General features: G+C 50.0%; 22 protein-coding genes and 1 pseudogene. 5 read left to right on the forward strand and 18 right to left on the reverse strand.

Translation table 11 applies throughout. The annotated features are described in order from the left end of the window. Nucleotides 1-26 precede the first annotated feature (26 nt). Together CIL02_RS11530 and CIL02_RS16395 are read left to right on the forward strand one after the other, a co-directional pair. A complete protein-coding gene (locus CIL02_RS11530) occupies nt 27-1,451 on the forward strand; it encodes an OmpA family protein (RefSeq protein WP_094401848.1) in 1,425 nt (474 codons plus the stop codon). A 739-nt stretch (nt 1,452-2,190) separates the two neighbouring features. Further along, a complete protein-coding gene (locus CIL02_RS16395; protein WP_160246872.1) occupies nt 2,191-2,349 on the forward strand; it encodes a hypothetical protein in 159 nt (52 codons plus the stop codon). A 235-nt stretch (nt 2,350-2,584) separates the two neighbouring features. Here CIL02_RS16395 and CIL02_RS11535 read toward each other — a convergent pair. The 16 genes and pseudogenes from CIL02_RS11535 to CIL02_RS11610 form a co-directional block, all read right to left on the reverse strand. After that, a pseudogene (locus CIL02_RS11535) lies at nt 2,585-3,655 on the reverse strand (ArdC family protein); the annotation flags it as partial. A 1-nt stretch (nt 3,656) separates the two neighbouring features. After that, complete coding sequence (locus tag CIL02_RS11540; protein ID WP_094401852.1) at nt 3,657-4,295, reverse strand: hypothetical protein; 639 nt, start codon at nt 4,293-4,295, stop codon at nt 3,657-3,659. A gap of 21 nt (nt 4,296-4,316) precedes the next feature. Continuing rightward, nucleotides 4,317-5,885, reverse strand: a complete 1,569-nt coding sequence (locus tag CIL02_RS16910; protein ID WP_094401854.1) for a glucosaminidase domain-containing protein — start codon at nt 5,883-5,885, stop codon at nt 4,317-4,319. A gap of 2 nt (nt 5,886-5,887) precedes the next feature. Then, a complete protein-coding gene (locus tag CIL02_RS11550; protein ID WP_094401856.1) occupies nt 5,888-8,578 on the reverse strand; it encodes a zincin-like metallopeptidase domain-containing protein in 2,691 nt (896 codons plus the stop codon). A 22-nt stretch (nt 8,579-8,600) separates the two neighbouring features. After that, entirely contained in the window at nt 8,601-10,466 is a 1,866-nt protein-coding gene (locus CIL02_RS11555; RefSeq protein ID WP_094401857.1) for a hypothetical protein, read from the reverse strand. Then, nucleotides 10,466-10,762 carry a hypothetical protein gene (locus CIL02_RS11560; RefSeq protein WP_094401859.1) on the reverse strand — a complete coding sequence of 99 codons (297 nt, stop codon included), beginning with the start codon at nt 10,760-10,762 and terminating at the stop codon, nt 10,466-10,468. Before CIL02_RS11560 ends, CIL02_RS11555 begins: the two co-directional genes overlap by 1 nt. After that, nucleotides 10,756-11,580: a M23 family metallopeptidase gene (locus CIL02_RS11565; protein WP_094401860.1), complete on the reverse strand. Its 825-nt coding sequence runs from the start codon at nt 11,578-11,580 to the stop codon at nt 10,756-10,758. The genes CIL02_RS11560 and CIL02_RS11565 overlap by 7 nt, the downstream gene beginning before the upstream one ends. Before the next feature lie 51 nt (nt 11,581-11,631). After that, nucleotides 11,632-12,258 (reverse strand): hypothetical protein, encoded by a 627-nt coding sequence (locus tag CIL02_RS11570; protein ID WP_094401862.1) that lies wholly within the window; start codon nt 12,256-12,258, stop codon nt 11,632-11,634. 12 nt (nt 12,259-12,270) lie between these two features. Beyond that, the gene (locus tag CIL02_RS11575) at nt 12,271-13,197 is read right to left on the reverse strand and encodes a hypothetical protein (protein WP_094401864.1); all 927 of its coding nucleotides are present in this window, start codon (nt 13,195-13,197) and stop codon (nt 12,271-12,273) included. Between the two features lie 26 nt (nt 13,198-13,223). Then, nucleotides 13,224-13,910 (reverse strand): hypothetical protein, encoded by a 687-nt coding sequence (locus CIL02_RS11580; protein ID WP_094401866.1) that lies wholly within the window; start codon nt 13,908-13,910, stop codon nt 13,224-13,226. A gap of 10 nt (nt 13,911-13,920) precedes the next feature. Continuing rightward, nucleotides 13,921-14,613 (reverse strand): hypothetical protein, encoded by a 693-nt coding sequence (locus tag CIL02_RS11585; RefSeq protein WP_094401868.1) that lies wholly within the window; start codon nt 14,611-14,613, stop codon nt 13,921-13,923. After that, the gene (locus CIL02_RS11590) at nt 14,594-15,094 is read right to left on the reverse strand and encodes a PH domain-containing protein (RefSeq protein WP_094401869.1); all 501 of its coding nucleotides are present in this window, start codon (nt 15,092-15,094) and stop codon (nt 14,594-14,596) included. Before CIL02_RS11590 ends, CIL02_RS11585 begins: the two co-directional genes overlap by 20 nt. Then, a complete protein-coding gene (locus tag CIL02_RS11595) occupies nt 15,091-16,332 on the reverse strand; it encodes a toprim domain-containing protein (RefSeq protein ID WP_094401871.1) in 1,242 nt (413 codons plus the stop codon). The genes CIL02_RS11590 and CIL02_RS11595 overlap by 4 nt, the downstream gene beginning before the upstream one ends. Before the next feature lie 21 nt (nt 16,333-16,353). Then, nucleotides 16,354-17,976, reverse strand: a complete 1,623-nt coding sequence (locus CIL02_RS11600; protein ID WP_094401873.1) for a hypothetical protein — start codon at nt 17,974-17,976, stop codon at nt 16,354-16,356. Between the two features lie 12 nt (nt 17,977-17,988). Next, on the reverse strand, nt 17,989-18,207 hold the full coding sequence (locus CIL02_RS11605; protein WP_094401875.1) for a hypothetical protein: 219 nt from the start codon (nt 18,205-18,207) through the stop codon (nt 17,989-17,991). 12 nt (nt 18,208-18,219) lie between these two features. Continuing rightward, on the reverse strand, nt 18,220-18,966 hold the full coding sequence (locus tag CIL02_RS11610; RefSeq protein ID WP_094401877.1) for a DUF4099 domain-containing protein: 747 nt from the start codon (nt 18,964-18,966) through the stop codon (nt 18,220-18,222). Nucleotides 18,967-19,212: 246 nt separating this feature from the next. On the opposite strand from CIL02_RS11610, the gene CIL02_RS11615 reads away from it, so the two are divergent. The 3 genes from CIL02_RS11615 to CIL02_RS11625 all read left to right on the forward strand — a co-directional run bounded on the left by CIL02_RS11615 (nt 19,213) and on the right by CIL02_RS11625 (nt 21,240). Next, nucleotides 19,213-19,860: a M23 family metallopeptidase gene (locus CIL02_RS11615; RefSeq protein ID WP_094401879.1), complete on the forward strand. Its 648-nt coding sequence runs from the start codon at nt 19,213-19,215 to the stop codon at nt 19,858-19,860. Between the two features lie 142 nt (nt 19,861-20,002). Continuing rightward, the gene (locus CIL02_RS11620) at nt 20,003-20,476 is read left to right on the forward strand and encodes a hypothetical protein (protein ID WP_094401881.1); all 474 of its coding nucleotides are present in this window, start codon (nt 20,003-20,005) and stop codon (nt 20,474-20,476) included. Then, complete coding sequence (locus CIL02_RS11625) at nt 20,473-21,240, forward strand: hypothetical protein (RefSeq protein ID WP_094401883.1); 768 nt, start codon at nt 20,473-20,475, stop codon at nt 21,238-21,240. Before CIL02_RS11620 ends, CIL02_RS11625 begins: the two co-directional genes overlap by 4 nt. Before the next feature lie 340 nt (nt 21,241-21,580). Here CIL02_RS11625 and CIL02_RS16135 read toward each other — a convergent pair whose 3' ends face one another. Together CIL02_RS16135 and CIL02_RS11635 are read right to left on the reverse strand one after the other, a co-directional pair. Then, a complete protein-coding gene (locus CIL02_RS16135) occupies nt 21,581-21,775 on the reverse strand; it encodes a hypothetical protein (RefSeq protein ID WP_141210225.1) in 195 nt (64 codons plus the stop codon). 421 nt (nt 21,776-22,196) lie between these two features. Next, a complete protein-coding gene (locus CIL02_RS11635; RefSeq protein ID WP_240513668.1) occupies nt 22,197-24,155 on the reverse strand; it encodes an RHS repeat domain-containing protein in 1,959 nt (652 codons plus the stop codon). Nucleotides 24,156-24,398: the final 243 nt, after the last annotated feature.

The following is a 24,398-nucleotide window of genomic DNA, read 5'->3' on the forward strand; positions in this document are numbered from 1 at the left end:
TAACTCTAATTCAAATAATTCAAACGATGAAGAAAATCTTATTTTCAATGCTTGTGACCTTTGTGGCACTGCTTGACGCGGATGCCCATGCAGTTAGCCATGCGGAGCTGAAGTTGAAGGAAATCGAAGCCGGACAAAAAGAAATTACGCTCCGCAAAAAGCCGACGTATCTCTCCGGTGCAATCATTCCTTCATGGACAGACAACTGGTTTATAAGCGTCTCGGGAGGCGCATCATCCTTTATCGGTTCGCCGTTGGGATGCGATGATCTGTTCGGACGCATCAAACCCGCCTTACAAATATCATTAGGCAAATGGCACACGCCATCGGTAGGAAACCGTCTCGTATTTCAAGGTTTCGAGTGGGAAAGCGGGGCTTTGACGAATCAGCGATACCATCATTATCATGCCGACCTCCTTGTAAACCTGATGCCGTCGATAGCTAAGGGCAATAAGGAATGTCGGTGGGATATTATTCCCTTTGTCGGTGTCGGATTGATTGACAATCGTGATGCCGGACGCAATCCTTTCGCTTTCAATTATGGTGTCCAGGGGCGTTTCCACATTGCCGACGGCTTCCATATCACAGCCGAAATAGGCAATGCGACCACGTTCAAGGATGCCGACGGTCTTGGTTCTACACGAGAAATCGGAGACCATCTACTGACGCTTTCTGCGGGTGTCTCATGGACTTTCGGAAAGAATCGTGGATGGAAAAAGGTCATTGACGCACGGCCTTATGTCATCCTTAATGAGCGACTGGAAGCTGCGGCATACGAACAGGAAAAGGAGAATGAAAGGCTTGTCAAAAAGAATGAAGCAAAAGACAGGCTGATTGCAGAACTCCGAAAGATTCTTGAAATCGAGGGGCTGCTTGACAAATATGCCGGATGTTTTGAACGTGTCGATGACCACGGTAATACCTCGGCAGGAGGCTATACCATGAACGACTACAGCGGGCTTAACTCACTTAGAAAACGCCTCCGTGATGGTAAAAACACCCGTAACGAAAATGATAACCAATCCGACAAAATAGCGTCTTGGAATGGCAACGGAAGCACGGCTGAAGTCGGTAGTGACGGGAACAAAAACAGTTATGCGGATGATGCCATTAACGGCAATGCCGCACTTGGCGCACCGATATATTTCTTCTTTGAACTCGGCACCGACAATCTTGTGGAGGAATCACAACTGGTGAACATCGACGAGATTGCACGTATCGCTAAGAAATACAACCTTAGAATTGAAATTACAGGAGCGGCTGACAAAGCCACCGGAACGGAAATGATCAACTCAAATCTCGGTTCCCAAAGAGCCGCCTTTATCGCCGGATGCCTAAAAGAACGAGGTGTTCTGGAAAACAATATCAAGAAAATCTCAAGGGGCGGTATTGATGATTATACACCGGGAAAAGCAAACAGAAACACTATCGTAAGACTTTTCTTGCCATAAGAAACGAGCACTAAGGAGCTAACTTTTTCATTTTTTTTGCAGGCAGTCCTGACCGTGAGGTTAGGGCTGTCTTTTGCATAAACAGACATACAAAAAATGACTATTAAGGGAACGTCGAGGTACAAATATTTGCGCTTAAAACGCCTGATTATACAAAAAACTGAGTTTAGATACTACTATGTCTTGTGGTCGTTTCAATAAACAAAGGCGGCTTTACACTTGAAAAATCATCAAAATTTCAAAGGTTAAATGAGGTATTGAACTATGCAGACTGCCCCGACCGCAATGGCCGGAGCTGTTTATTCAATGATTGTTATACATCGTCTATTTCCAAAAATCATCCTGTTCCCAGTCGTTAGGAAATAATAAAATCAGTCTGAGTTTACGGTCAAAACGATACATGTACATCGCATTTTGGAAAGAGACATAGGATTTATATTGATGTTCGGTTTTAGAAAATTAAAGTAAGGGAAAAAGTATGCGGACAACCTGAAATAACCTAATATATGCCGATTTGAGCATTGCGAAGAGGCTTGGTTGCTTCTATCGGGTGTAAAGGTAATAGGCTTTTTCTATCTGCAAAAGATTTATGTCGTTTCGGACAATTTCGAGGCGATTTTTATTCAGCTCGCATCCGAATACATAAAAATAAATGGAAAATAATCCGCTAAAAACTTGTGTATGTGCAGATTATTTTGTATCTTTAATATGGCAAATACTAACTTGAAAATAACAGAATATGGAAATAATACTTCTACTATTGGTCGGATGGTGGCTGTCGGGAGTCCTGGGCTTCCGTGAGCGTAAGAAGCCACGACGCAAACGTAAGCGTTCATTCTGGAAACCGGACATGGACGAATATGACTGGGAAGAGTTCAACAAGAGGAATGGACGCTGACACTTCCATGACTGCATAAAAAACAACCCGCCTAAGACAGGTCCCGGCGGATTGCGAAAGGTTTTACTGTGTTTAATCAGCGGCTGCGGTGAGTCCCTTGGAACGGCACTTCCTCGTCCTCACGCATCATGTCGAAAGGTGTATCCTCTATATGAACGACCTCTGTCGTGTTGCCGTCATTGTCGATGTCATAGACATCAGGGTATTCGGTCGTATGTCCGGGAGTGGCTTGGTAGCTGTCTATCTGTCCTTGAACAATGTCGATGCGGTGGCTTATCATGGAAGTTGCACGACGTACATCTTGCAGGGTTGTCTTGATGAACTCGGGGGATTCCTTGAGGCTATCGAGCCATGACTTGAGGTATGCTGCTGATTCATCCTTGACATTCTTCACGATGCCGTAGCGCGAAGCTACAAGGGCACTGCCTAACTCAGCCACAAGTTCCTCACGGGCATAATCATCCGAACCGAATGTCGTTGGCTTCAGCCTGTTGAGACGGTCTTCGGACCCAGTCGAATGTGTCATTTCGTGGAACGCCGTTCCATAGAACGCCTCCCCGTTGATGAACTGCGATTTCTCCGGCAGAACTATCTCATCCTTTGATATGGAATAGTATGCCTGGTCCTGATGTGTCGGTTTAATGGGGCACAGCCACAGCCCATGTTTGATTATCTCATCCATGGCAGGAAAAGAGAATTTCTCACTATCAAGGGATGCCGGTCTGGTGATCTGGTTCTGTGCTTCCAACTTAGCATACAGTTCAGGACGGGCCTCTTTCAGGTTGGTCTGATCCACGTTGAACACATTATATACGTTCAGCTTCGGATAGACATTATACTGTTTTTTCTCTTCCTCGGAGAGTCTCTTGTAATCCTCGTATTTGATTTTCTCTTTGGTCTCGCGGTTCACGACCGTAAAGCTGGTGAGGAATATCGGGAATGACTTCTCTCCCTTGTTGACTGTGACGGCCGGGAGTTTCTCTCCGTTCCCATCCACCAGCGGCTTGCGGCTGCCGTCCTTCCCTACGGAGTAATTCATGCCGGTTACACGGTTGAAAGTACAGAACACAGGAAGCTGGTAGTTGTTCTTCTCACATAGGAGCATGAGCATCACGGCGTTCATACCGTTATACTCCCTCCCGTTCAGGTTCTTGGGCCATTTCAGGCTGCCCTCGGTAAACCAAGGTTTATGCCAATCAGATTGGAGATTTTTTATTTTCTCCACCATCAGGTCTGCGAATCTGTAGAGAGCACGGTCTTCGGCACTGCGTCCGTCACCGTTGTCGTTGTATTTCCTGTATGCCATATCAGAACGGTGGGTTTTCGTTGTCCTTTGTCTGTGGGAATGGCTGGCGTTCCCACGGTTTGACCTCTTCCAGACGGCAGTCAAGGTCAATACGTCCATTGTATGCCGATACCGTCAGCTTACCGGTGGCATGTATCTTCGCTTTGGCTTCGAGGAATGCTTCTTTGACGTAATCGAACTTGATGAAGCGTACCCATGTAAACTGCAGGGCATCCCCGGACTTTTCTGTGGAATATGCCGAAAACGACACATATTTCCTGTCTTTCTTGTCGGTTTTCTCATCGACACCCTTGCCGACTGTACCCTTGAACTCCATAGTGCCTTCAATGGCATCCTTGGACGATTCGGGGCTGAGATTCACCGTGTCTGCATGGAAATTGAAATAGAGGTTGTCGCCGGTCTTTCGGAAGGTCAGTGTTCCCGTCGCTTCTATACGTGTTCCTGCTGCAAGGGAAGGCAGCTCTGATTCCTCCCCGTCCTTGCTTACGGATATGGACAGTTCCTTGCCCGGCATATTGTTACGCGAACCGGGAACAGAGAGTTTAACAAGGAAACCAATGAATTTGTTACCGTCACCAGACACACGGATTGTTGCCGGTTTGCTGATGATGCCGTTGATTGTTGCTTGTACTTTAATCATACTGTTTTGTTTTAATGGTGATTATCTGATTGAAATATTCTCTGATTGTGACTGCTGCGATATTCCCTGACAGTAATCCTGCGACAACTGGGCGTTGAGCGCGATATTACCGATGATACCGGAAATACGTTCTTTCTTTTCGTCAGCGGTCAGGGTACTGTCTGACAGGACGAGGTTCATACGGTTCATGTCTGACGAAGACAGCTGTGCCGTGAAACGGTTTGTTCCGGTATCTACGGACAGTAGCGGAGTTTCGCCCTCCTTGACCATAAGCGTGCATTCTCTCATTCCCTGCACAAGCGGTGTAAGGTCTATGCGCTTGTCGATGGCAGCGGCTGTTGCAGATGCCATTTTCTCTTCTTCCGTCTTGTTATCTATCTGCACGGCCAATGCCATAAGGGAAGTGAATAACGTCATTACCATCTCCATCACCGGGTCCTGGCCGTTTCCGCCCATGCTGATGCCGCTGTCCTCGGATGAAAGCAGCTTCTTCATCCATTCTTCCGGGGAAAGCGAGGTGTCTATTGCCGGACTGTCAGGGTTCTGGCTTTTGTATTTCGCCAACAGGTTCTGACCATCGTGCATGGCGGTGAGACGGATATTTCCTTTCTCTGCTATCTCCGCAAGATAAGCTGCGGGATCCATGTCCCTGGCCGTACCGTCCTCCGCTATCTGCTTCACGCCGAAATGCAGATGCGGACCCGTGGTGCGTGTTCCTGTATTTCCGGAAACGCCTATCTGCTGTCCGGCATTTACTGTATCGCCGACCTTGACAGAAAATGAATTAAGGTGCAGGTAGCTGACCTGTACCTTGGCTCCGCCTTCACGAGTATATTCTACGGTGACGGACTTTCCACCGGCTGTGTTGGCGTTTTCATTCACCGCTACTACCTTGCCGTTCTTTTCCGTCGCCAGTACAGCCTCATTGTTACATTGTATGTCCATCCCCTTGTGCATCTGCTTTTTGGAAGGGTCTGTCGGGTCGGTACGCATACCGAAAGGCGATGTAACGAACAGGAACTCTTCACGTTTCAACGGGAAAGAGTAATCATGTTCCGCACTGTTGTTATTGCCGGACTGCAACTGTGGTGTTCTTTGCCCCGGTTTCAGCCCTTTGGCGTTCATCTCTTCCATTACCATACGGTCATAACGCTGGAGGTCGTTACGCTCGATAATGGATATAAGCGCGGGCGCATATTTCCCGGCCGTGGCATATCCGGCTTTGTCAAGACCCTGTGCCCATCCCCTGTAATCGTCCGCATCAAGTTTGAAACAGGATGCGTACCGGGAGTTTTCTTTCAGAAATCTGGAGTGATGGGCATAGGAATCGCCCACACTGTCGTAGCTGCAGAATTTCTCATTCGGCTTGTCATCGGTATAGAGACCGTATTTGCCACCACTGGCTATCCAAGACTGCGTTGCCTTGATGCCGAAATGGTTGTTCTCGTTCTGTGCGAGACGACTTTGGCCGCTTGCGCTCTCAAGGATGCCCTGGGCGAGTGTCACCGAAGCCGGTATGCCGTACAGACGCATCTGCTCCATCGCAAATTCCGCATATTTCTCTGCGTATGCCTGATTTTTTCCTGCCATAGCTACATTCTTATTCCTGTGTGACGTTCCATATTTTCCGCTCCGCTAACTGCATTCTGAGGAAGTGACATGCCGGCCTTTCTGTCAGCAGAAATGTTTTCAACAGCATCGCAAATGGCGACCCTTGCTCCTGACCGCACGAGTCTCGGCAGATAGACATCCAGCATATCTGTCGGGAATGACACTTTCACGGCATGGGAATCTTCCCTTTGGTTTCCGAATTCGATTTTTTCAAGTCCCAGTGTCTTTTCCATCCTTGGCACATCATCCTGATAAGCCTCATAATTGCCGCCATGACGGAACAGCAGGATGACATCGGGATGCTTTCCCTTCAACTCCTCATACTGCTGAAGTTCGGGACGTACCGCCGCCACATCAGGACGGACAACGGCAGCGTCCTCGTCCTGCTGCTTTTCTACGGTTTGTTCCTCCGTTTTCTGCATCAGAAGGTCGGCGAACAGGCTGGCGGCAAGGCAGGTCTTGTATTGGGCGACATCCTCCGCCACCCACATCCGCTGCCATTGCTGCTTGCTCACTTCACGGGGCTGCACCTTGTCGATGCCGTCGATTACGGGAACACACAATATCTTGTCGTCCTTGCTCTTGAACACGTTCACGCGCTTGATGCGCAGCGGGTCGATGCCGTCCGGCATGGCGCCGAACAGGTCAACCTTCAGGTTGGGTTCAGCCTGTGCGAGAGCATAGTATTTCTGGGCCAGCTCGTTGCGTACCGCACCTGCGGCCACACGGTCATCCTGCTTGACGGTGGAGAAGAAGCGGTTGATGTCGTTCTTGTCCGGACGGATGCTGAACGACGGCTCGTTTTCAGGTTTGAGGTACAATGCCCAGCCACCGTCATCGTCACGGAGCATCTGGATTCGCTCGAACCGCACTTCCGTGGCGCGGCTTACAGCCTCGCTGACATCAAAAGAGGAAACATTCCTTATCTCCTTGCCGTCCAGCTTGGCCGAATACACCTGCTTGTCCGCAAAATAGGAATCATCAGGATGGTAACGCAACTGCCCGTCCTTGTTATAGAACCTGACGTATGAGGCACCCTGTGCCATCAACGCGGCCGCTATCTTCTCTTTGTTGAATCCGGGGATGGTGTGTGACACCACCCTCGCTCCGGCTTCTTTGCGCTCATCGGCTGTCAGAACCTCGTCAGGTGACATCCAGTAGTTGCGGCGGTCGCCGTTGGGCATCACGACATCGCCTCCTGAACGGGCTGAAGTGGGCAACACCACATCGGCAATCCCGGTGTTCTTGTCGAGTACCACCACAAACTCACGGCTGCGTTTGTCCGGAACGGCATTTATGTCATCGGCTATGACATGCGCGCCCTTTTCTTCCCATTCCTGCGGCAGCCATTCGGTACAGAGGCGGTGGATACGTGCTGCGGAACCGGCGGCCTGTGTATAGGCGATATTGACAAGCTCAGGGTCGTCATGCTGCAGACGTGCATTGGTGAGCGCGTCCTGTGTCAGCGTGTCGTAATGTCCAAGTCCGTCAAAGCGGGCCAGAAACTCACGCTTGTCATCCTGTCCTCCCGGGAAATTGCGGTCGCTGATCTCCATGCCTCCCTTGCGGAGGATATCCTGCAATACCAGAGCATCCGCAGCCGATACCTGCGGCCGTCCCTCTTCCTGCTTCCTGAGTTCCTCCGTCTGCTGCCTGTTGCGCTCATGGGCAGACTCCATACGTTCACCCTGCTCGGCCTTGCGGATAACATCGAGGGCGTTGTTCACATCGCTCTCCACAGCGTCTATCAGACAGGGATTCTCTTTCAGTTCCGCTGTCCAGTATTCCACCATGCCACGGCTTTCGGGCGACAGTTTCGCCGGCAGACCGAACTCCGCCATCTTCAGGCCGGAGGCAATCTCGGCGATAAGACGCTCATAGCGCAGGGCGTCACCTGACGGAGCTTTGCCGCCGTTCATCACCATGCCTTCCCTCGACATGCGCTCACGGTGGCCGGTGGCACTCACCACCTGACGCACCAGTTCCTGCACATAATCCATGTAATTGCCGAAATGCTTCTGGTCGGGAATATAGACGGCATCCTTGCCAGTGTCGTATGCCGCCGTTCCCGTGGTCGATTTCCTTATAGGCACAAGGTTCTGCGAAATCTGTTCTCGGAACCTGTTGACTGCGGAACGTGTCTGGCGTTCCTCCGCAAGGATATTGCCTCGGTCGGTTCGTCCGCCGAACTGCAGTCGCAGCTTCTCGAACTCCTTTTCATCCACATGGGGAAGAGTGGTCTGCTCCACATTGAAAAGTGTATGTATCTCACGTTTTCTTACAGCCTTGTACTGTTCCTGTTGCACAGGCGGAAGGCTGCGGTAGTCGTCACGGGATATGATGTCCTTCTCGTCGTGCTTGTTGACGTATGAGTCCCACCGGTACCAGTTCATCGGTACGGAGCGTTCGTCCTTGAGGACGGATTCGCCGCGTTTCCTTGCTTCCGAAAACGTGGTGTACAAGGCGGTGGAATATCCATGGCTGTCAGCGTCGAGCATCAGCGTGAGACTGTTGAACGGGCTGAGTGCAGCCCCTTTGGGATAGATTTTCGGAGAGAGGCGTCCCGACACGTTCAGCCAGTATCCTTCCGTCGATGCCCCGTTTAGAGCATTTGACAGCAGCTCCACCTGTCTGGCGGCCGCCGTCTGTTCCTGAGGTGTCTTTTCTTTCATTGCTATATATTGATGTATTGGTTTATCTGAGGATTATGCCGCGTTCCTGCTGTCGTTCCTGTTCGATCTCCAGACTGCGGTAATTGTCTTCCGCCATCGCCTTCATGCGGTCGTGACGGGCGAGCACCGCATTGGCAAGCGTATTCAAAGGCAATGCTCCGGCGGCGTATGCCTGCGCCGCGTTTTCGGGCAGCATCACCGAGCAAGGCACGTTGTCAATGGTGGCTATCAACGTGTTGCCACGGATAACAGCGCCGGATATGCGTGGATTCAGCTCTTCATCGTCATACTGCCTGTAGCGGACGGTCGGACGGTGTCCGTCCTGTTCACGCTCTATCGCCTCATGCCCGATCTTGTTTACAAGGTTGGCACCGCCCATGCCTATCAGCACCATCTTCAGCAGAGGATTCCTGACGAACATTCCTACCAGTATGGAAGCCAAAGGCAACATTCCGCTTTTTAGGTTTAAGGAGGTGGTCTTTCCGGTGAACAGTCCAACAAGCATGTCCGGCAGCATGGCTATTACATAAGGAAGGTTGCGCCCTATGTCACCGATGCCATCCAGTCCGACAGATTGGAGAAGATGCGCCCAGCCGTCGTTATTGTCTTGTGCCTGTGTCACCTTTTCCCTTTCTTCACCGTTGTCCTCATTTTCTTGAGTGTTATCGTTTGTCGTTTCCTGTCCACGTGATTCAGCTTTTTCTTCTGTGGCGGTACTTTCCTGTTGTGCTTTCTGTGCCTGCTCCCTGTCATGCTGCGTTTTCCAGTCAAGGTATGCCTGTTCCTGACCGGGAGCGATGACAGACGGCACGTTGGCGAAGTTCTTTCCACGATCTGCCGTCTGAGGTTTGCCAAGAGTTATCGGAGAGAACTTGAAAGGAATAAGTCCTTTTCCTTGATTCAAAAAAGGATTCTGCAAATTGCCGAGGTTCCAGTCCATCTCCCATGCGGGCTTTTCTTTCAGAATGAGCATCTTTTTGGACAGAGTGCCGTTGACCGACTGGATATAGTTGCTCTCGTATGTCTTGATGCGCAAACTCTCCTTGCGTATATCCGATAGTGTATCGCCATTGCCAAACAGTCCCGTGCTGACGCATTGGTCAACGGTCAGTCCCTGTTTCTGCTGTTTCTTGTCAAGTACGGACTCAAGCCCGGAAAACACGACTTCCGCACCGGCAAGTCTGGCAAGCGAGCCCCATGAGTACACGCCGCCAAAAGTCACCACATCTGCAGCGAAGCTCACACCCTTAGCCGTGCCTTTTTCCGCTTTCGACGGTTTGTATATGGCCTCACCCCGTTCCTCTATCTCACGCTGCAACGGTGACTTCATCATTTCCTGTGGCAATCCGAAAAGGCTGCCAGCTGCCCCCTTGCGGATGATATAGTCGAAAGAACCTTTGGGCATCTGCTCACGCACCATGCGGTCAACCATCATCTGCTCGACACGGTGATCGACATAGGCGAGTGCCAGATCCGAACCGATTTTTGCGGAAAGCTCGTCATAACGCTTGCGTCCCACTTCAGCCACTACCGCATTGCGCCATTCCCCGGCAAGACGCTGGAGGTCGGCCACGAAATCCTTGTTGCCGAGTATGCTCTCCTTGCACATCCCCACATAATCCTCCGCGGTCTTGGAACATTCCTTTCCGGTAAGCCGTAGGTACTGCATGGTATCATCAGGACCCGGTATGCCTGCGGAAGAGGATGATTGTGCAAGCGACCGCATGATGCCGGCAAACGAAGTGGAATAGTCCGCTATCTCTTTTGCCTGTGCCGCCTGCAATGCAGACTTCTCCCGGTTCATGACCGGCACGAAATGTGCGTTGAAATAGCTGCTAAGGCAGTATTCCACCTCCGACAGCCTTTTTGTATTTTTCGGTTGCGCCATTATGATATGTTCAGTTGTTTCAATAAATTTTCTTTTGTCTGCTCGATGGCATTGTGATACACCTCCATCTGTTTGGGATAATACTCTTCAAGCATCCTCTCTTTGTCTATCCGGTCAAGCAGGAACTGTATCGCACATTCACGCTCTATCTCTACGGCCGCCTCACCGTCTTCCGAACCGTTGAACCAGGCTTTCGTCCACCAGCGTATGCCAGACCTGTCAGGATAGACAGTCACCTGCCGCTGGATGTCGAAGCTCCGCACGTCGATGTCAAGGTCGACAAGCGGGTCTATGATTCCGGCGGTGGCGACGGCTTCGTCATAGCTTTTTTTTTACTCGATTCATCCATGGCCGACAGGAATATCCTGTGCCGAAGGGCGAGATAATTGAGAAAATCCCCGATAAGCAGGTTCTGCACCTTGGCGGCGATGGGCACAGACCGTTCAGACAGTCCGAGCGGATTGGCCATCGACGGTATGGCGTCATAGAAATAGCTCCGTGCCGCCGACAGGGAGAAGATGTTGCGCAGGGACTGTTCTGTCTTGTCGGGAACGACGTACAGACCTCCGGCCACCTCCATCAGATATTCGGGATAGAACCTTGCCATCAGGCCCTCGATCTCTTCCATGTTCTCGTCATAGTCCGTCGGAATATCCATGTCGAGGGTCTCGAAATCGGGCATGCCGCTTTCCGTGCCGGACATCTTCATGTTACCGAAAAGCATTTTCAGAAACTCTACGGGGTCTATCTCCACTCCGTCGTACTTCACCTCCAGATGAAGGGTGTTACCACTGATGGAAAGGATGCTTCCGGCTTTGACACGTTTGCCGAAAGCCACCATAGCGTTGCGTATGCCGCCGTAGGTCACGTCATATTTCCCGTAACGGGCCGTCTGGTATAGGCCGTGTTCCCTGTCCGTACCGATGGCGGTGACGATGCCGTCCGCCACCGCACGAAGCACATAGCGGTCTGCGGCGAGGTCTATGCCGTGGTTGAAACTCCCGTCCTCCTGCTTTCCGTAAGTCCGGGTCAGCACCACTTCTTCTTTCTTGTCATTGAACGGCATACAGTAGCCGCTCTCCGACTGCAGGTTCATCTCCTGTGTATATTCCATATTCTTTTTATATGTTTACTTGTTGTCTTGTCAAACATGTCCGGGTACGATTCATCTGTGCCGTCCTCCCGGCTGTCGGTTCTCGGTCTGAGGGTTCTCCTGTACTTGTGCCACATGGGAATTGTTGCCGATAAGCATCATGGCGAGCAGTGCGCCGCCAATCTTGCCAAGCCAGCCGAACCGTCCGAATATCATCAGTCCGGCGGCAAGCAGTCCAACGATGCTCAGTCCAGACACGTTGCCTTTCCCTATGTTGGAGAAGAAGTTGCCGAACATATCGGCACCGTTGCCCCCGCATACGTTCTTCAGGAAATCGGAGATGCCTCCGAATGTACTGTTGGCCTGTTGCACGGTACCGCTCAAACCGGACACGGATTCCTTTACATCCCGTACCGTTTCCTGCACGCTATCGACGGTCTTGCTTGTGGTGTCCACCACCGCATCCACATTGTCGCTTCCTATTGCTATGTCGGCGACCGTCCTCACTACCGGCTTGTCATTGACAAGTGCCTCCCAGCTGAGATAGCCCACACCGGCTCCGACTGTGGCGGTTTTCACGGCGCGACCTGCGCCCACAAGGGTGCGCTGGGGATGGATGACGGCTCCGCCAAGGCTTCTTGTCGCCGGATTGTTGAAGATGTATTTGCCACCTTTGAGTATTGTTGCCCATTTGCCCATATCTACTGTCTTTTAGGTTGTTATCGTATTATCTGTTTGAAAATATGCCTCGCACCTGAATCCTTTCCGGGGTGAGAAGTCCTTGAAACTGCATGACTTAAAAAGCATAGGCTTGTTGACGTATTGCGCGAGATCCTTCGCATACTGCGAGGGCTGTGTTCTGTTGTCGAAGTCACGGTACGGCATCACATAAGGCTTGATGCCAAGTTCCCGGCACCGCTCGATGCGGTATAAGTCCTGCTCCATGGTCGAGTTGTAGCCGACAAGAATGTAGCACATGATCTTCCACGGCTTTATGTATCGAGTTACTTCCGTGATTTTTGGGGTCAAGTCTATCTGCGGCAAGTCCCATGCGATATGTATGGACTTATAAAGACGGAGCTTGTTGAGCCAGTATGCCTGTTCCTCGTCCATGATGCGCACGTCAACACCGTGAAGATTGACCTTTTGCCCGGCCTTCATAAGATAGTCGATAGCAGATCGCCATTCCGGATTGGCGAAAAAGTTGTTGTCGAGCACCTCGATATGCTTTCCGTTGGGGTTCAGCTGCACAGGTTCCACGGGGTGTATGCCGCCCTCCTTGTCGTGTACCAGACAAAACGGACAGCGACGGATGCAGCCTCTGGAGAAAAACTGTATGGAATAGTCGTATTGCGGATAGAGGGTGTAGTCCATCAGGGTAGATGCTTCGATTTCCGGAGCCAGCCGCCTCTTTATATCGTACCCGGTGCCACCCTTGATGACCTCACAGCTCCAGGGACTGTTCTCATCCGGCGAGAATGTGAATATCTTTGATTTGTAAATACGGTCATAGCCGTTTCCGAACATCGCGTCTGCCCATTCGACAATGTCTCCTTTTGATTTGTGCCATGCCGAGAGTTTCATCAGTGCGAAATTCGGGAAGTGGTGTCCGTCAACGTCTATCAGTCCAATCTTCATAAGCCTTGTTACAAGTTGTTCATGTTTTATTTTCCGGGTCTTATCTTACTGTTACTCCGCCAGCGCGAGAAGGCTTCGTCCGTGATTTTCCATTTGTCCACGTCGTAGCTCTTTGCCCTGCAGTCTATCTCCCGCCACACATCAGACAGGGAGGTGTATTTGACGGCAAGCGTGAGCCGGCGCAGGTTGCGGTTCATCAGGTGGAGTTTTGGGCGTATGCCGAATACAATCTCGATGCGCTCCTTCTCCGTCATCTTCACGTTAGAGAGGCATACCTGCCGGATGTCGTTCACGATGTCCACGCTGCCGAGTATCAGTTCCCGGTATATACCGCTCCGGCGAGGTGTGAGTGCCACGGCAAGCGCGTTTTCAGGAGATTTCTCCAACTGGCGGCTCAATGCGCCCATGTTCTCTGTCAGTTTCCCGATTTCGTGGTAGAAACCGTATATCTGTGCCGCATAGCTGATTACCGACCGGAACGAGTCGAGATAGTCGTTGAACTGTCGCTGAAAGTCGGTCGTGGCTTTCACTTCCTCCTTCGTCCATATATGCCCGGTAGTCTGCAGCAACATTACTTTCTCTTGTGACTTGAGCTGCTTCTCTGCCTTGTCGGTGTACAGGACAATCATTCCGGACAATACAGGGTCTGTCTGTGCGTGACCCTTGCAGATGCCGAAAGCCAATATCAATATAATTAGTGCCGTCCTTATCATGCTGTCTCCTTTATCTTAATGTTCTTGCTGCCCGTTTCCACCGGCCGAAGGCATCACCGGCGATACTGCCGATGTCCCTGTCCATCATTCCTGCACTGACGTTGTTCCACACATCGGTAAGCGTATAGTACCGTATGCTCAGGTACAGCCTGTTGAGCTTTTTATAAAATGCGCCGAGTTTGTCGGATAATGCCCACAGCGTCTGTGAGCGTTCCGCACCGGTGAGCATATTTGTCTTACCTCCGGTGGCGATGGCATCCTTCAAGAGCGTATAGACAGAAATTAGCTCTGTCGCTGTTTCCAGATAGAGGTTGTTCATTGACATGGTAGCGACAATGCCCTGCGGATTGGAACCGATGGCTTTCTTGAGCTTGCCCAGGGTGATGAAAATGCGCACACCGTCTTCATACAGTGTGGCGGACGCTTTCAGTGAAGAGGCAAAGCCGGAAACGGTCTGCAGGTAGCCGGAATATTTCTTTTCCCATTCGTGCATCTTGGTAAACTCGGCGGCTATGGTATTCTGCAGGACCGCTGTCCTGGTCTGTGCGTCTGTCTGGTCTTTCACCTGTCCGTTGATGGCCTCGTTACCCTCGGCAAGGGCAAGCCATTCCAACGGATTGGACACGACAACCTGCGCCCTCGCTGACACAGCGACGAAGACGGCAAGTACAACTATCAGTATTTTAGCGGTTCGTAATCTCATATATTCCATTTCGTTTGCGATTTGCACTTACACGTTCACGTATAAAGGGGACAAGATTGCTGCTCTTGTCCATGCCCACCATGTCAAGGCGGGGTGTGGAGCGGTCGCCGGAATAGATATGTATGGTCTTCAGTCCGAACAACTGCTGTAAGAAGCTGCTCTCTTCCCGGAAATCGACCACACGGTAGAGTTCCATGAAGTCACGGGTACGCTGGAACACGCCATGTTCGTAGATGAACTGCTCGTCTGTGATGACAAACCTCATGCTCCGCAGATAAAGGAAGCGGTATATGAGGCAGAGGGCGATTGCCAGCGATGCCCACAACAGGATGTTACCCATGAACATGCCGTCAATTCCGGCCACAGCAAGCCCGGCTATGCAGACGATGGTAATAATCAGGTCATTGGCGAAATATTGCCTGATTCGGGGACGGAACACCAATGTCCCGAAACTGTTTGATGGTTGTGTCTGTGTTTTCATCGTCTCATCCCTCTTGTTTGCGTTTCCTCATTCTCCATGGGCTTGTCAAGCAGCTGGTCGTTCCAGTCCTTGTACCGGCCGTCGCAGGGTTCATACCTGATTCCACGGCTGTCGATGCCTAACCTGTCGCACACGTCCCTGAAATCGAAAGGCTCCATCGGCAGTTCGTGACGCTTGAAGCCTTTGGTCAAGTCGGTGACGACCAGTTTTTCCTTGTCCTGCGTCAGGTGGGAGGTGAACACCCTCCCGTCTTTCTGAAGGGCGAAGTTGACCGCGAACATCCGTCCGGCACGGTCTCGGTCAAAGCAAAGATGATGTATGGCTTCGGGTGTATGCTCTATCATCGACGAGAACTGCTTTTTGGTGGGTGAGCCGCCGGTTGACACATACACGGCATTGGCGAGGTCGTGGTAGCCCACATTTCCCGGCTCGTTCATCTTTATCTGATAGTAGGCCATCGCGTCAAACGCACTCTCGAACCAATAGACATCCTGTGCCGCCCCGATGGGACGGGTGAAGCCCATGTCGCTGCGGTTGTTTTCCAGCCGGGCTATCCAGAGGCCTTCCGCTGCGTTGCTGCCTGCCGCCATGCCCTTGTAGGCGGTCTTGCCCTCGGCATTGGGGCGGCTGCGCTCCTCCAGTCCCACGATTTCCTTGCCAGGCATTGCGGCGAGTGACAAGGGGAACGAGAGGTTGGTGTATTTCTTGCCGTCACCCCGTTCTCTCGTAGCCAAAAAGAAATGGTCGGAGAAGGCCCGCTGGGTCTGGAGATTGATGCCCCTGTTCTGGAAGTAGGGATAGAACCGCTTTTGCGAGTCCCAGTCGCCGTTGACGAACGCCTGCGTCTCGTATTCGTAGATGTCGAAGGGGCGTGCCTCGCGCTGTCTCCCGAAGTCCCGTGGCGCACGTTCGGCCACAGGATGGTTCAGGAGGCGGTTGCAGACAAGGTTGACGAGCCTGTCGGTTGACATTCCGGGACGGTACTCAGCAAAAAGGTTCGGGTGCTCCTTGATGAAGCTGATGACATTGTAGTTTTTTATCTCCGGGGGCTGGAAGCAGCACAGGCCGTTGGCGGTCACAATAAATTTGTCGCCATGCACGCGCTTCCCGTCACTGCCGATACGGACGTAGGAGGGATAGCGCATGCCGTCCCTGCGGTTGAGCTGGTAGCCGGCGTCCACCAGCAAGTCCTGGATGTTCACCCTGCTCTTGAAATCGTCGTATGTTAGTTCTGACATGGCCGTTGGTTCGTGTTATTGTTAAAGGCCGTGCCCCATGCCGGGGACACGGTCGTCGGGAAGGTTCCTCATGGCGTCGAACTGTCGCGCCGCCACATCTGCGGGGCTATCGACACCCGGCTTGAAATAGACATGCGGCATCGGACCTCGGTGCCCTTCCACATAGATGTCGGGCATGGGACGGGGACCTCGGAGGAGGTCATGCGTCACCACGGCTCCGGCAAACAGGGCGGCAGAGATTTTCGTGCCGAGACCCACGGGATAGCGGTCTTTCATGTCCACCTCCTTGAATACTTTCGAAAAGAGCTTCATGCGGTGCAGGTCGTCCAGTGCCATGAATTTTTCGTACTGTTTCTGCGAGATCTCGTGGCTCACCACCTCGCCGTCGATGACGGCGGTCATGCGGTATTTCGCCTCGCCCTCGCCTTGCACGGGTTCCACACGGATGTCATCGACGGTGACTTCACGGCCGTGCCGTCCTTCGCGGAACCAGCCTTTGTTCTCATCTATGAGGCTCAGGTCGTTACCGTCCATGACCACGCCGCCTTTGGGCAGGTTGTCACGGAGCGACGGCTCTCGCTCCACCTGATACTCCTGCGCATTCGTCTCCTGACGGTAATATTCGTTCTGTCGGGTAATCTGCCGGTCAAGGTCAGCCTGCACTTCGGGATGTAGTTTGATGTCTATCAGTTTGTCGCTGTTGAGCATGTCCATGGTGACGGCATCTGCGAAGTCCTCCTTGATGACATTGTTAAGTGTCTCAAGGCGTTTGGCTATTGGCTGGTCTTTGATGGAGTTGGAGGTCAGCACAGCCAACTCTTCATCGGAGAGATTGTACTGCAAGTCCGCTTCCAATGCCGAGGACTGTATGGTGACGGTCTTTTTCTCCGCATCTATCAATATCCCGTGGCTTGCCAGCACCTCCTGCCATTTCTCGTTGGAGAAATAGACATCGGAGGTGATGGCTTCCTTATATGGGATAGCGGGTGCGGTCGGTCTCTGCGGCTGTCTGACAGGGGTTATCACCGTCTGCAGTTCGGCAAGCACGTCTTTCTCCGCCACGGGTGCGGTGTTGTAGCCCTTATAATAGAAGCCGTAGCCTCCGGATTGCAGTTCTCCGGGCTTCATGCGCCCGTCGGGGCGGTTCGGCACCATCGGCGCGCCGGGATAGTAGAGCTGTCCTCCGATGCGGCGCAGGTGGAATCCCTCCTGCATCCTCGGTGTCCATCCCAAAAACGACCGGCCCATCATGTGATGCGGCGGTACGGGGAAGCGGCGGTACGGTGCGACCCTGCCGTATTCGCCCACGCCGACGCGGTAGCCGTGAAGTCCCATAGCCACACGCCCGTTGGCGTTGCGGGCATGGACAAAATCTTTCGGCATGTCGAAGTCTGCGGCGACAATGCTGGCGAAGGTGTTGTATGCCTTGCGGTTGGCGGTATTGGTGCCCCAGTCGGTGAGGGCTTTCAGCTGTTTCTCCGTAATCGGATAGTTCAGCAACGGGGAATCATGCCCCTGCACGAGCAAGGCGAAACCGTTGCTGCTTGCGGCCACATGAGCCTGCATCCCGTTTCGGAGCAGGATGTCCTGCAGTTCGGGAGTGAGTTCAAGCGGACGCGGATTGGTGTTTGTCCTTATAGGCATGATACTTATTGTTTATGCGTTTCCGTTTTCCAGTGCCTCGTCGAGCAGGGCGTTCCTCATTTCCATGAAGGCGGCCGCCGATTCCTCAAGGTTCGGGTCAAGCCCCTTGCGGTGGCAGTACCATTCGTATTCCTGCGACAGCTCGCGTGAGTGATGGCTGATGTATTCTTTCCAGCCGTATTCGCCGGACTGCACTTTCTCGATGAGTTTCTCTTCGGGTTCGTATTTCATATCGCTTGCGGTTTAGTGTTTGAGGGTCATGTTGTTGCGCTTGCGCATCTCTTCCCACAGTTCCTCGGTGTAGGACGCTTCGGGAACATAGTCGAGGTTGCCCTCGTTGTCAGCTACCCAGCAGCCGTTCAGACCGAAGTTGTATCTGCCGAAGCCCTGCCGCTGTTCCTCGCGCCATTTCTTCTCGTCGCCGCGCGTGAGGCGTATGCCGGTCTTTTCATTGAGGTCGATGCCGATGGTGTAGAGGTCGTCGCCGTCCATGACGGTGACGGGCAGTCCTTTCTGCAGGCAGGTAAGCTCGGCATTGGTGAGCTTCATCTCGTTGGCGGCGTATTCGAGGTTACGGCCGATGACGGGTGTGGGAACGTAGATGATCTGGTTGGTGCCCTGGTCTATCTGGTGGAAAGCCTGTATCTCCCTTCCTTCGGGTGTGGTGACGGGGGCGATGACGGGACGGTGCTCAAGAAGTGCCTTGCGCTCTTCCTCCGTGAAACGGTCAAGCCGTCCGGCTTTGAGCTGCGGGTAGAACACCACATCCACGCTACTGTCATCCATGCGGATAAATGCGAAACGGGTGCGGGCATGGATTTCCTCTCCGCTTTCGTCGGTGACATGGATGGGAAGCACCGGGGAACGGCGGCCGTCGAGGATGTCCTCTATCGCCTTCTGCGGCAGGTCTTCAAGCATCTCCTGTGTCAGACCGAATCTTTCGAGTATGCCGTATGGCAGTTCCTCGCTTTGGAATCTCTGAATCTTCATTTTTTTTATTTTTTGTGGGTTGTCGTTTCCGCAAAATTATATGCGACGCTCCGATTCCGGGGTGTTTATAAGTATGATTTTGCTTTGGTTTATGCTTATTTAATATAAGACGCTATAATCATACTCACTTTCATACTCTGACAGCATAAAAATGAGTATTACAGTGTTTTAGAGTATGATATTTGTTACAACCGAATATCTTATGTAATATGGTATTGTCTTATATGGGTTTGTTACCTTTGCACCATGTTTAGGATATTATTGATTTCAACGGGGCTGGGCTGCTGCATGGCAGCGTCGGCACAGTTCCATACGGTAACGCCCCACACGGCACGTTACAGGATTGAACGTGTCGAACAGGGAACGGCAGGGAAAACAACGGAAGTAACGGAAAAGGCGGCGACAGAAGAGACATCGACTGATACCACTTCCATACGGAAACAGTGGATAGACAGTTACCTGAGCGTGTCCTATCCGTTAAAAGAGATTCATGTGACATCACCTTTCGGTGTGCGTACTGACCCTTTCACGAAAAAGCGCAAGAGGCACAACGGTCTGGACTTGAGGGCTGACCGCTGCGAGACCTACGCCATGATGCATGGCATCGTGGTGAAGACCGGGCAGGACAGGGTGTCCGGGAAATATGTTACCGTGCGGCACGGGGATTTCTCGGTCAGCTATTGCCATCTGTCGGAATGGCGAGTGAAGAAGGGTGACTGCGTGAGACCGGGGGATGTGGTGGGTATAAGCGGCAGTACAGGCCGCTCGACCGGTCCGCATCTGCACCTGACGGTGCGGCTGGGGCGGAGGCACATCAACCCGGTAGTATTGCTTCAGTTCATCGACAAGACACGGCGGCAGGCGTTGGAAAAATTGTCTCACGCGACAAAATAATACGGTAAAGGGCAGAAAAACGCTCGATTTTGTTTAATCTTTTCAATTATAACGTCTTTCCAATCATTTTTATCGAAAAAAAATCTGTTATCTCCGCAAAAATGACTAACTTTGCAAACCGATTTCAACGAAACAAAAAGAGATGACTGACAAAAATATAAATATCATCCATAGATTTGTTGTGCCGATTATCCATACCATCATTTGGACTATTGGCATACTTTCTTGTTTTCAATTATTATTTGACCAATGGTCTTTTTTGGAGAATGTACCTAACGGACATGCCTTTTTAGGTGTTATTACCATATATTTTGTTTATCTAATGGAAATGTTCTTGGCACTATTAGATACGGCTTTGATAAACAAAGAAGAAAAATTTAGAGCAAATCTGCTGTGTCTGATCGCATGGTTTATAATAAATATAGGCACAACATTTTGGTTGAGTATTTCGTTTATAGGTCACAGCCTTATGCCCAATGCGTCAAATAATCTTTTGTATGCAATTGTAGCAACGGTTATATTACTGAAGTTATCAGAACTTCTCTTTACTAAAAATCAAGAGTCCTTTATGCATAAAATGTGTGAGTGCTCAATTAAATCAAGAACTGTACAATGAATATAATAATAATAGTTTTATCCATCCTGTTGATAGGAGGTTTCATTTACTTGGGTGTCGTTACGTATAATGTACGCAACAATGCTCAAACGAAATTCAAATCTAAATGTGAAACATGTATTTCCAAAGCAAATATTGTTCATGCCGGTTCTGATACAGGATGTACTCCTATAAATCATACTGTTGCCCTTAAGTCCCTTGGCCTAATTGAATTTAAGGATAATAATGGCAATATTCTCAATCCAAACGATTATGATTTGTATCTCGTATCGGGAGAATGCATGCAATATGTAGATATACATCCTAATGATTTAGTTTTTGCCACAAAAGGATTTGATGTAGAACACTATAACGGAAAGTTACCTATCATTCTTATATTAAAGAAAGGAGCAAGCGCACCAAAGAACCCTATGTTCTATAAATTACGCCGTCTATGGAGGGTATGTAATTACCGCGACAATCTAATGGAGATATTAAAGTCTATACTTCAATCTCCCGAATTTCAAGAAGTGCGCAGACGTCCAAGCTATGATGGCGATGAACAGTTAATAAACGATTTTTTCGACACTCGCTTGAAAAGATACGAAACTGACTACATTAATTGTGAGTATCCAAATGCAAGTGATGAGAAAATCATTATTTCTACAACGTTTCATACGGATATAGAGAAAGTTCGATTCTCTATACATCCGATATCAAATATTGTAGGAAAAGTAATAGCTGCATTCCCTATTGATAAGAAATATATAGAAATAGAGAATTAAGTTTTACTACTGGCTTGTCCTGTCCTATAATAGAAAGAAAAGCGAGGCTGTGTTCAAAGTGATACAGCCTCACGTTGTTTTGTAAGCAACTGATTATCCTCATATTTCTATTACTCAACGACCAAAAATGTGAAGCGTGAAGCCTCAATTTGACAATGACGTTTGGGGATTCCCATAAAAAGCAGTACCTTTGCAACAACAAATCCCGCTCGCTTCCCGTAAGATTAGCGTACCCAGCGGGACATTTTTATTTTGAGCATATAATAGGGCTTCTCCGCCAGTTCCACATATAAGTCGATTGGAAATAGCCCTATAAAAAGCGTCACCTGACTTTTTGGGATCACTTCACTATCAAGGAACGCTTTAATAGTACGTTATACACGAGACCGTTGTCGTCCACTGCCAGCAGACGGTTTTCCTCGTCCCAGATGAGCTTGCGCTCACCCGTGCCGGTCTCGTTATGTCCATATTCGTTTGGCTTTATGAAAAAATGAGGTGATGTCATTAGAAACATCACCTCATTTCTATTTAGCATCCTTTTAAAACTTTGGGATTTATTTTAAGCCAATCAAATAGCTCCCAAATTCGTCTAATAGGTTCCTCTTCCGATCGTATGCCGTTAACTTCAAAAAGATACCCAAATTTGTTCCATAAGCAACATAAGTATTTTGGACAGCCTCTTTGATATAAGCTCGCAGCAAGAGCAAATCGAGTGTAGAGTGTACAGTCATACTGGGTTAGAATTTGAGGAAAAAACTTTACAACCCAGTTGGAGTGTTCTTTCTCAATCCAATCCAGTTCAGCATCGCTAATCTCGAATGAATTGATATAAACATCATAGCTCATAAGACGATTTGCCACATAAGCGACTGAATCCGTCTCTAACGTATCCTGAGCATTTAGCTGTTCGCTGTTGCTTAGAATTATTAGAATTATTATTAAGATACTCAGAATTCTCATGGTGTTCTTCTATTATTTGGCGTTACTGTAATTGGGGCTAATGTTCCACCATTCCAAATATGCTCAACACCAGTATATTTGATACTACCATTTGCAGAATTCACATACTTCCCTGTTGTTACTTCTCTGGGCATAAGAATTATACGGACAGGTTGTGAGGGATCATTTAAGTCTGGTATTGCCTTGATTAAGGCTTTAACTGGTCCCGTATCTCTACCACTACATGTGGTTAGACATCCTTGAGAGTCATTAGGCGAATATTGGTGAATAGCAATTCCTTTTCTATCTCCGTCCGGACCATGAATTGTTCGTGTTCCTATCTTATCTTCTAAATATAGTTCATACGACCCTCCACCATTTCCTTTAGGAGACAAATAATATGTACCTGGTGGACATTCATTATTCTTACCATATCGCTTATCAGAATGAACGACAACTGGTTCCTTTGAGGATTTCAAATCATGAGCATCACGAGCAAGCATCATATTATAATCTGGAGTCGGTAGATTGTTACTCGAATTAAGATTTTGGAATTCTTCCAGACTCATATTCCGATAAACATTGACATCATACATAATATGAGGACCAACCTTTTGACCGTATCCACTTACTACCACTACAGTAGAATCTCCGTGAACATCCATCACTTTCATTGGATTACATAGAGAATATGAATATGTCGATATATAAGGATATTTCTCTTCATATCTATCCGTTGACATCCAAAGGCTAAGACGCGGTTCGTAATATCTCGCACCATAATAGTACATACCTGTCTCCTCGTCAAATTCCTTTGCGTTGAAGAGATAAGGCGTGTTCCATACATTGTTGCGTTCCTCAATGAACACCTCTCCGAACGGCACATACTCGATGTGCTGCACGACTTCGCCTTCAAGGTTGGTGATGAAGCTGGAGCTTCCGAGGTGGTCGGGATGGTAGAAGAACTGCAGGTTCTCGTAGTTGTCCGGGTCTTTGAACGACCTTGCAACCGCGCGTGCCTGTGCCTTCCGGGCCTGAGCCATTGCTGCCTCCATAGAACCGTCGTTGCAGCAGAAGCCTTCACCGTCGGCGTAGTTGTCATTGTCAGTGTCGTTGTAGGGAACATCGAAGGTCTTGTAGTTGTCCTTGATGACCTGCTGCTGTGCCGCATACTTCGCCTTGTAGTCCACGGAGAGGCCGTCGGTATTAGCACCGGCATACTCTATGCGGCGCGGGTCAGAGCCATAGGAGGCGAAATCGCCTATCTTCGACACAATTCTCTGCGAACCTGCGTAGATATGCTTGGTGTAGCGGCCGCCCTGGTTCGCCACGAGGTACGGGCTGACATAGAGTGAAAACTTCGCCGTGTTGGTGGAGCCGCCGGAGAATACTCCGTTGACATACACCTGGTCGCTCTCGCCGGAAGTCTTGACCGTGCGCTCGCCGTCGGCATCATACCAGTAGTTGGACACGAAGCCGTTGTCGTCCACTGCAAGCAGACGGTTCTCCTCGTCCCAAATGAGCTTGCGCTCACCAACGCCGGTCTCGTTATGTCCATCGTTCATCAAGCGTCCGGTATTCACATATACAAGATTTCCGTTCTTGTCGTATGTGTAAACGTGGTTGTTCTCCACGTTGTTCTCTCCCGGAGTCTCCTCGGTACGGTAATTCACATCCTTGACACTTGCAAGCTGGAACTTCTTTCCGGCTTCAGTACCATATGTGTATGACAGGTCATATCCCACATTGAGCGTACCGTTGAACTGCACGTTGTCCTGAGTCAGATGCTGGCTCTTGGAAGTGATGCGGTGCATGTTGTCGTAGCCCATGGCGAGGGTGTAGGACGCGGACTTGCTGTCTGCTCCAGTGTATGTACCCGTTGCAGAAGCGAGGCGGTACAGCCCGTTGTAGGTATAGGCGTGCGACATCTTGCCGTCGGCATTGCCACTGGCAGGAAGCGAGGCGTTGTTCGCCACCGAGAGGACATTGCTTACAATATATTATCTTCTGTGTATAAATTTAAATATCCTAAATAATAAAACAGTAGTCAAAACTACATATAAAATTCCGATGTATGACAAAAATTTGAATAATTCAACAGCTTGTTTTACTTCATTTAAGTCAAAACTAACAGGTTCTTCTGCGTTGTAAACCTCGACACGATACTTTACAATATCTAAGAAATTAATATAATTGAATGTTAAACACACCAACAGTAC

Source organism: Prevotella sp. P3-122 (assembly GCF_002251365.1).
Taxonomy (GTDB): domain Bacteria; phylum Bacteroidota; class Bacteroidia; order Bacteroidales; family Bacteroidaceae; genus Prevotella.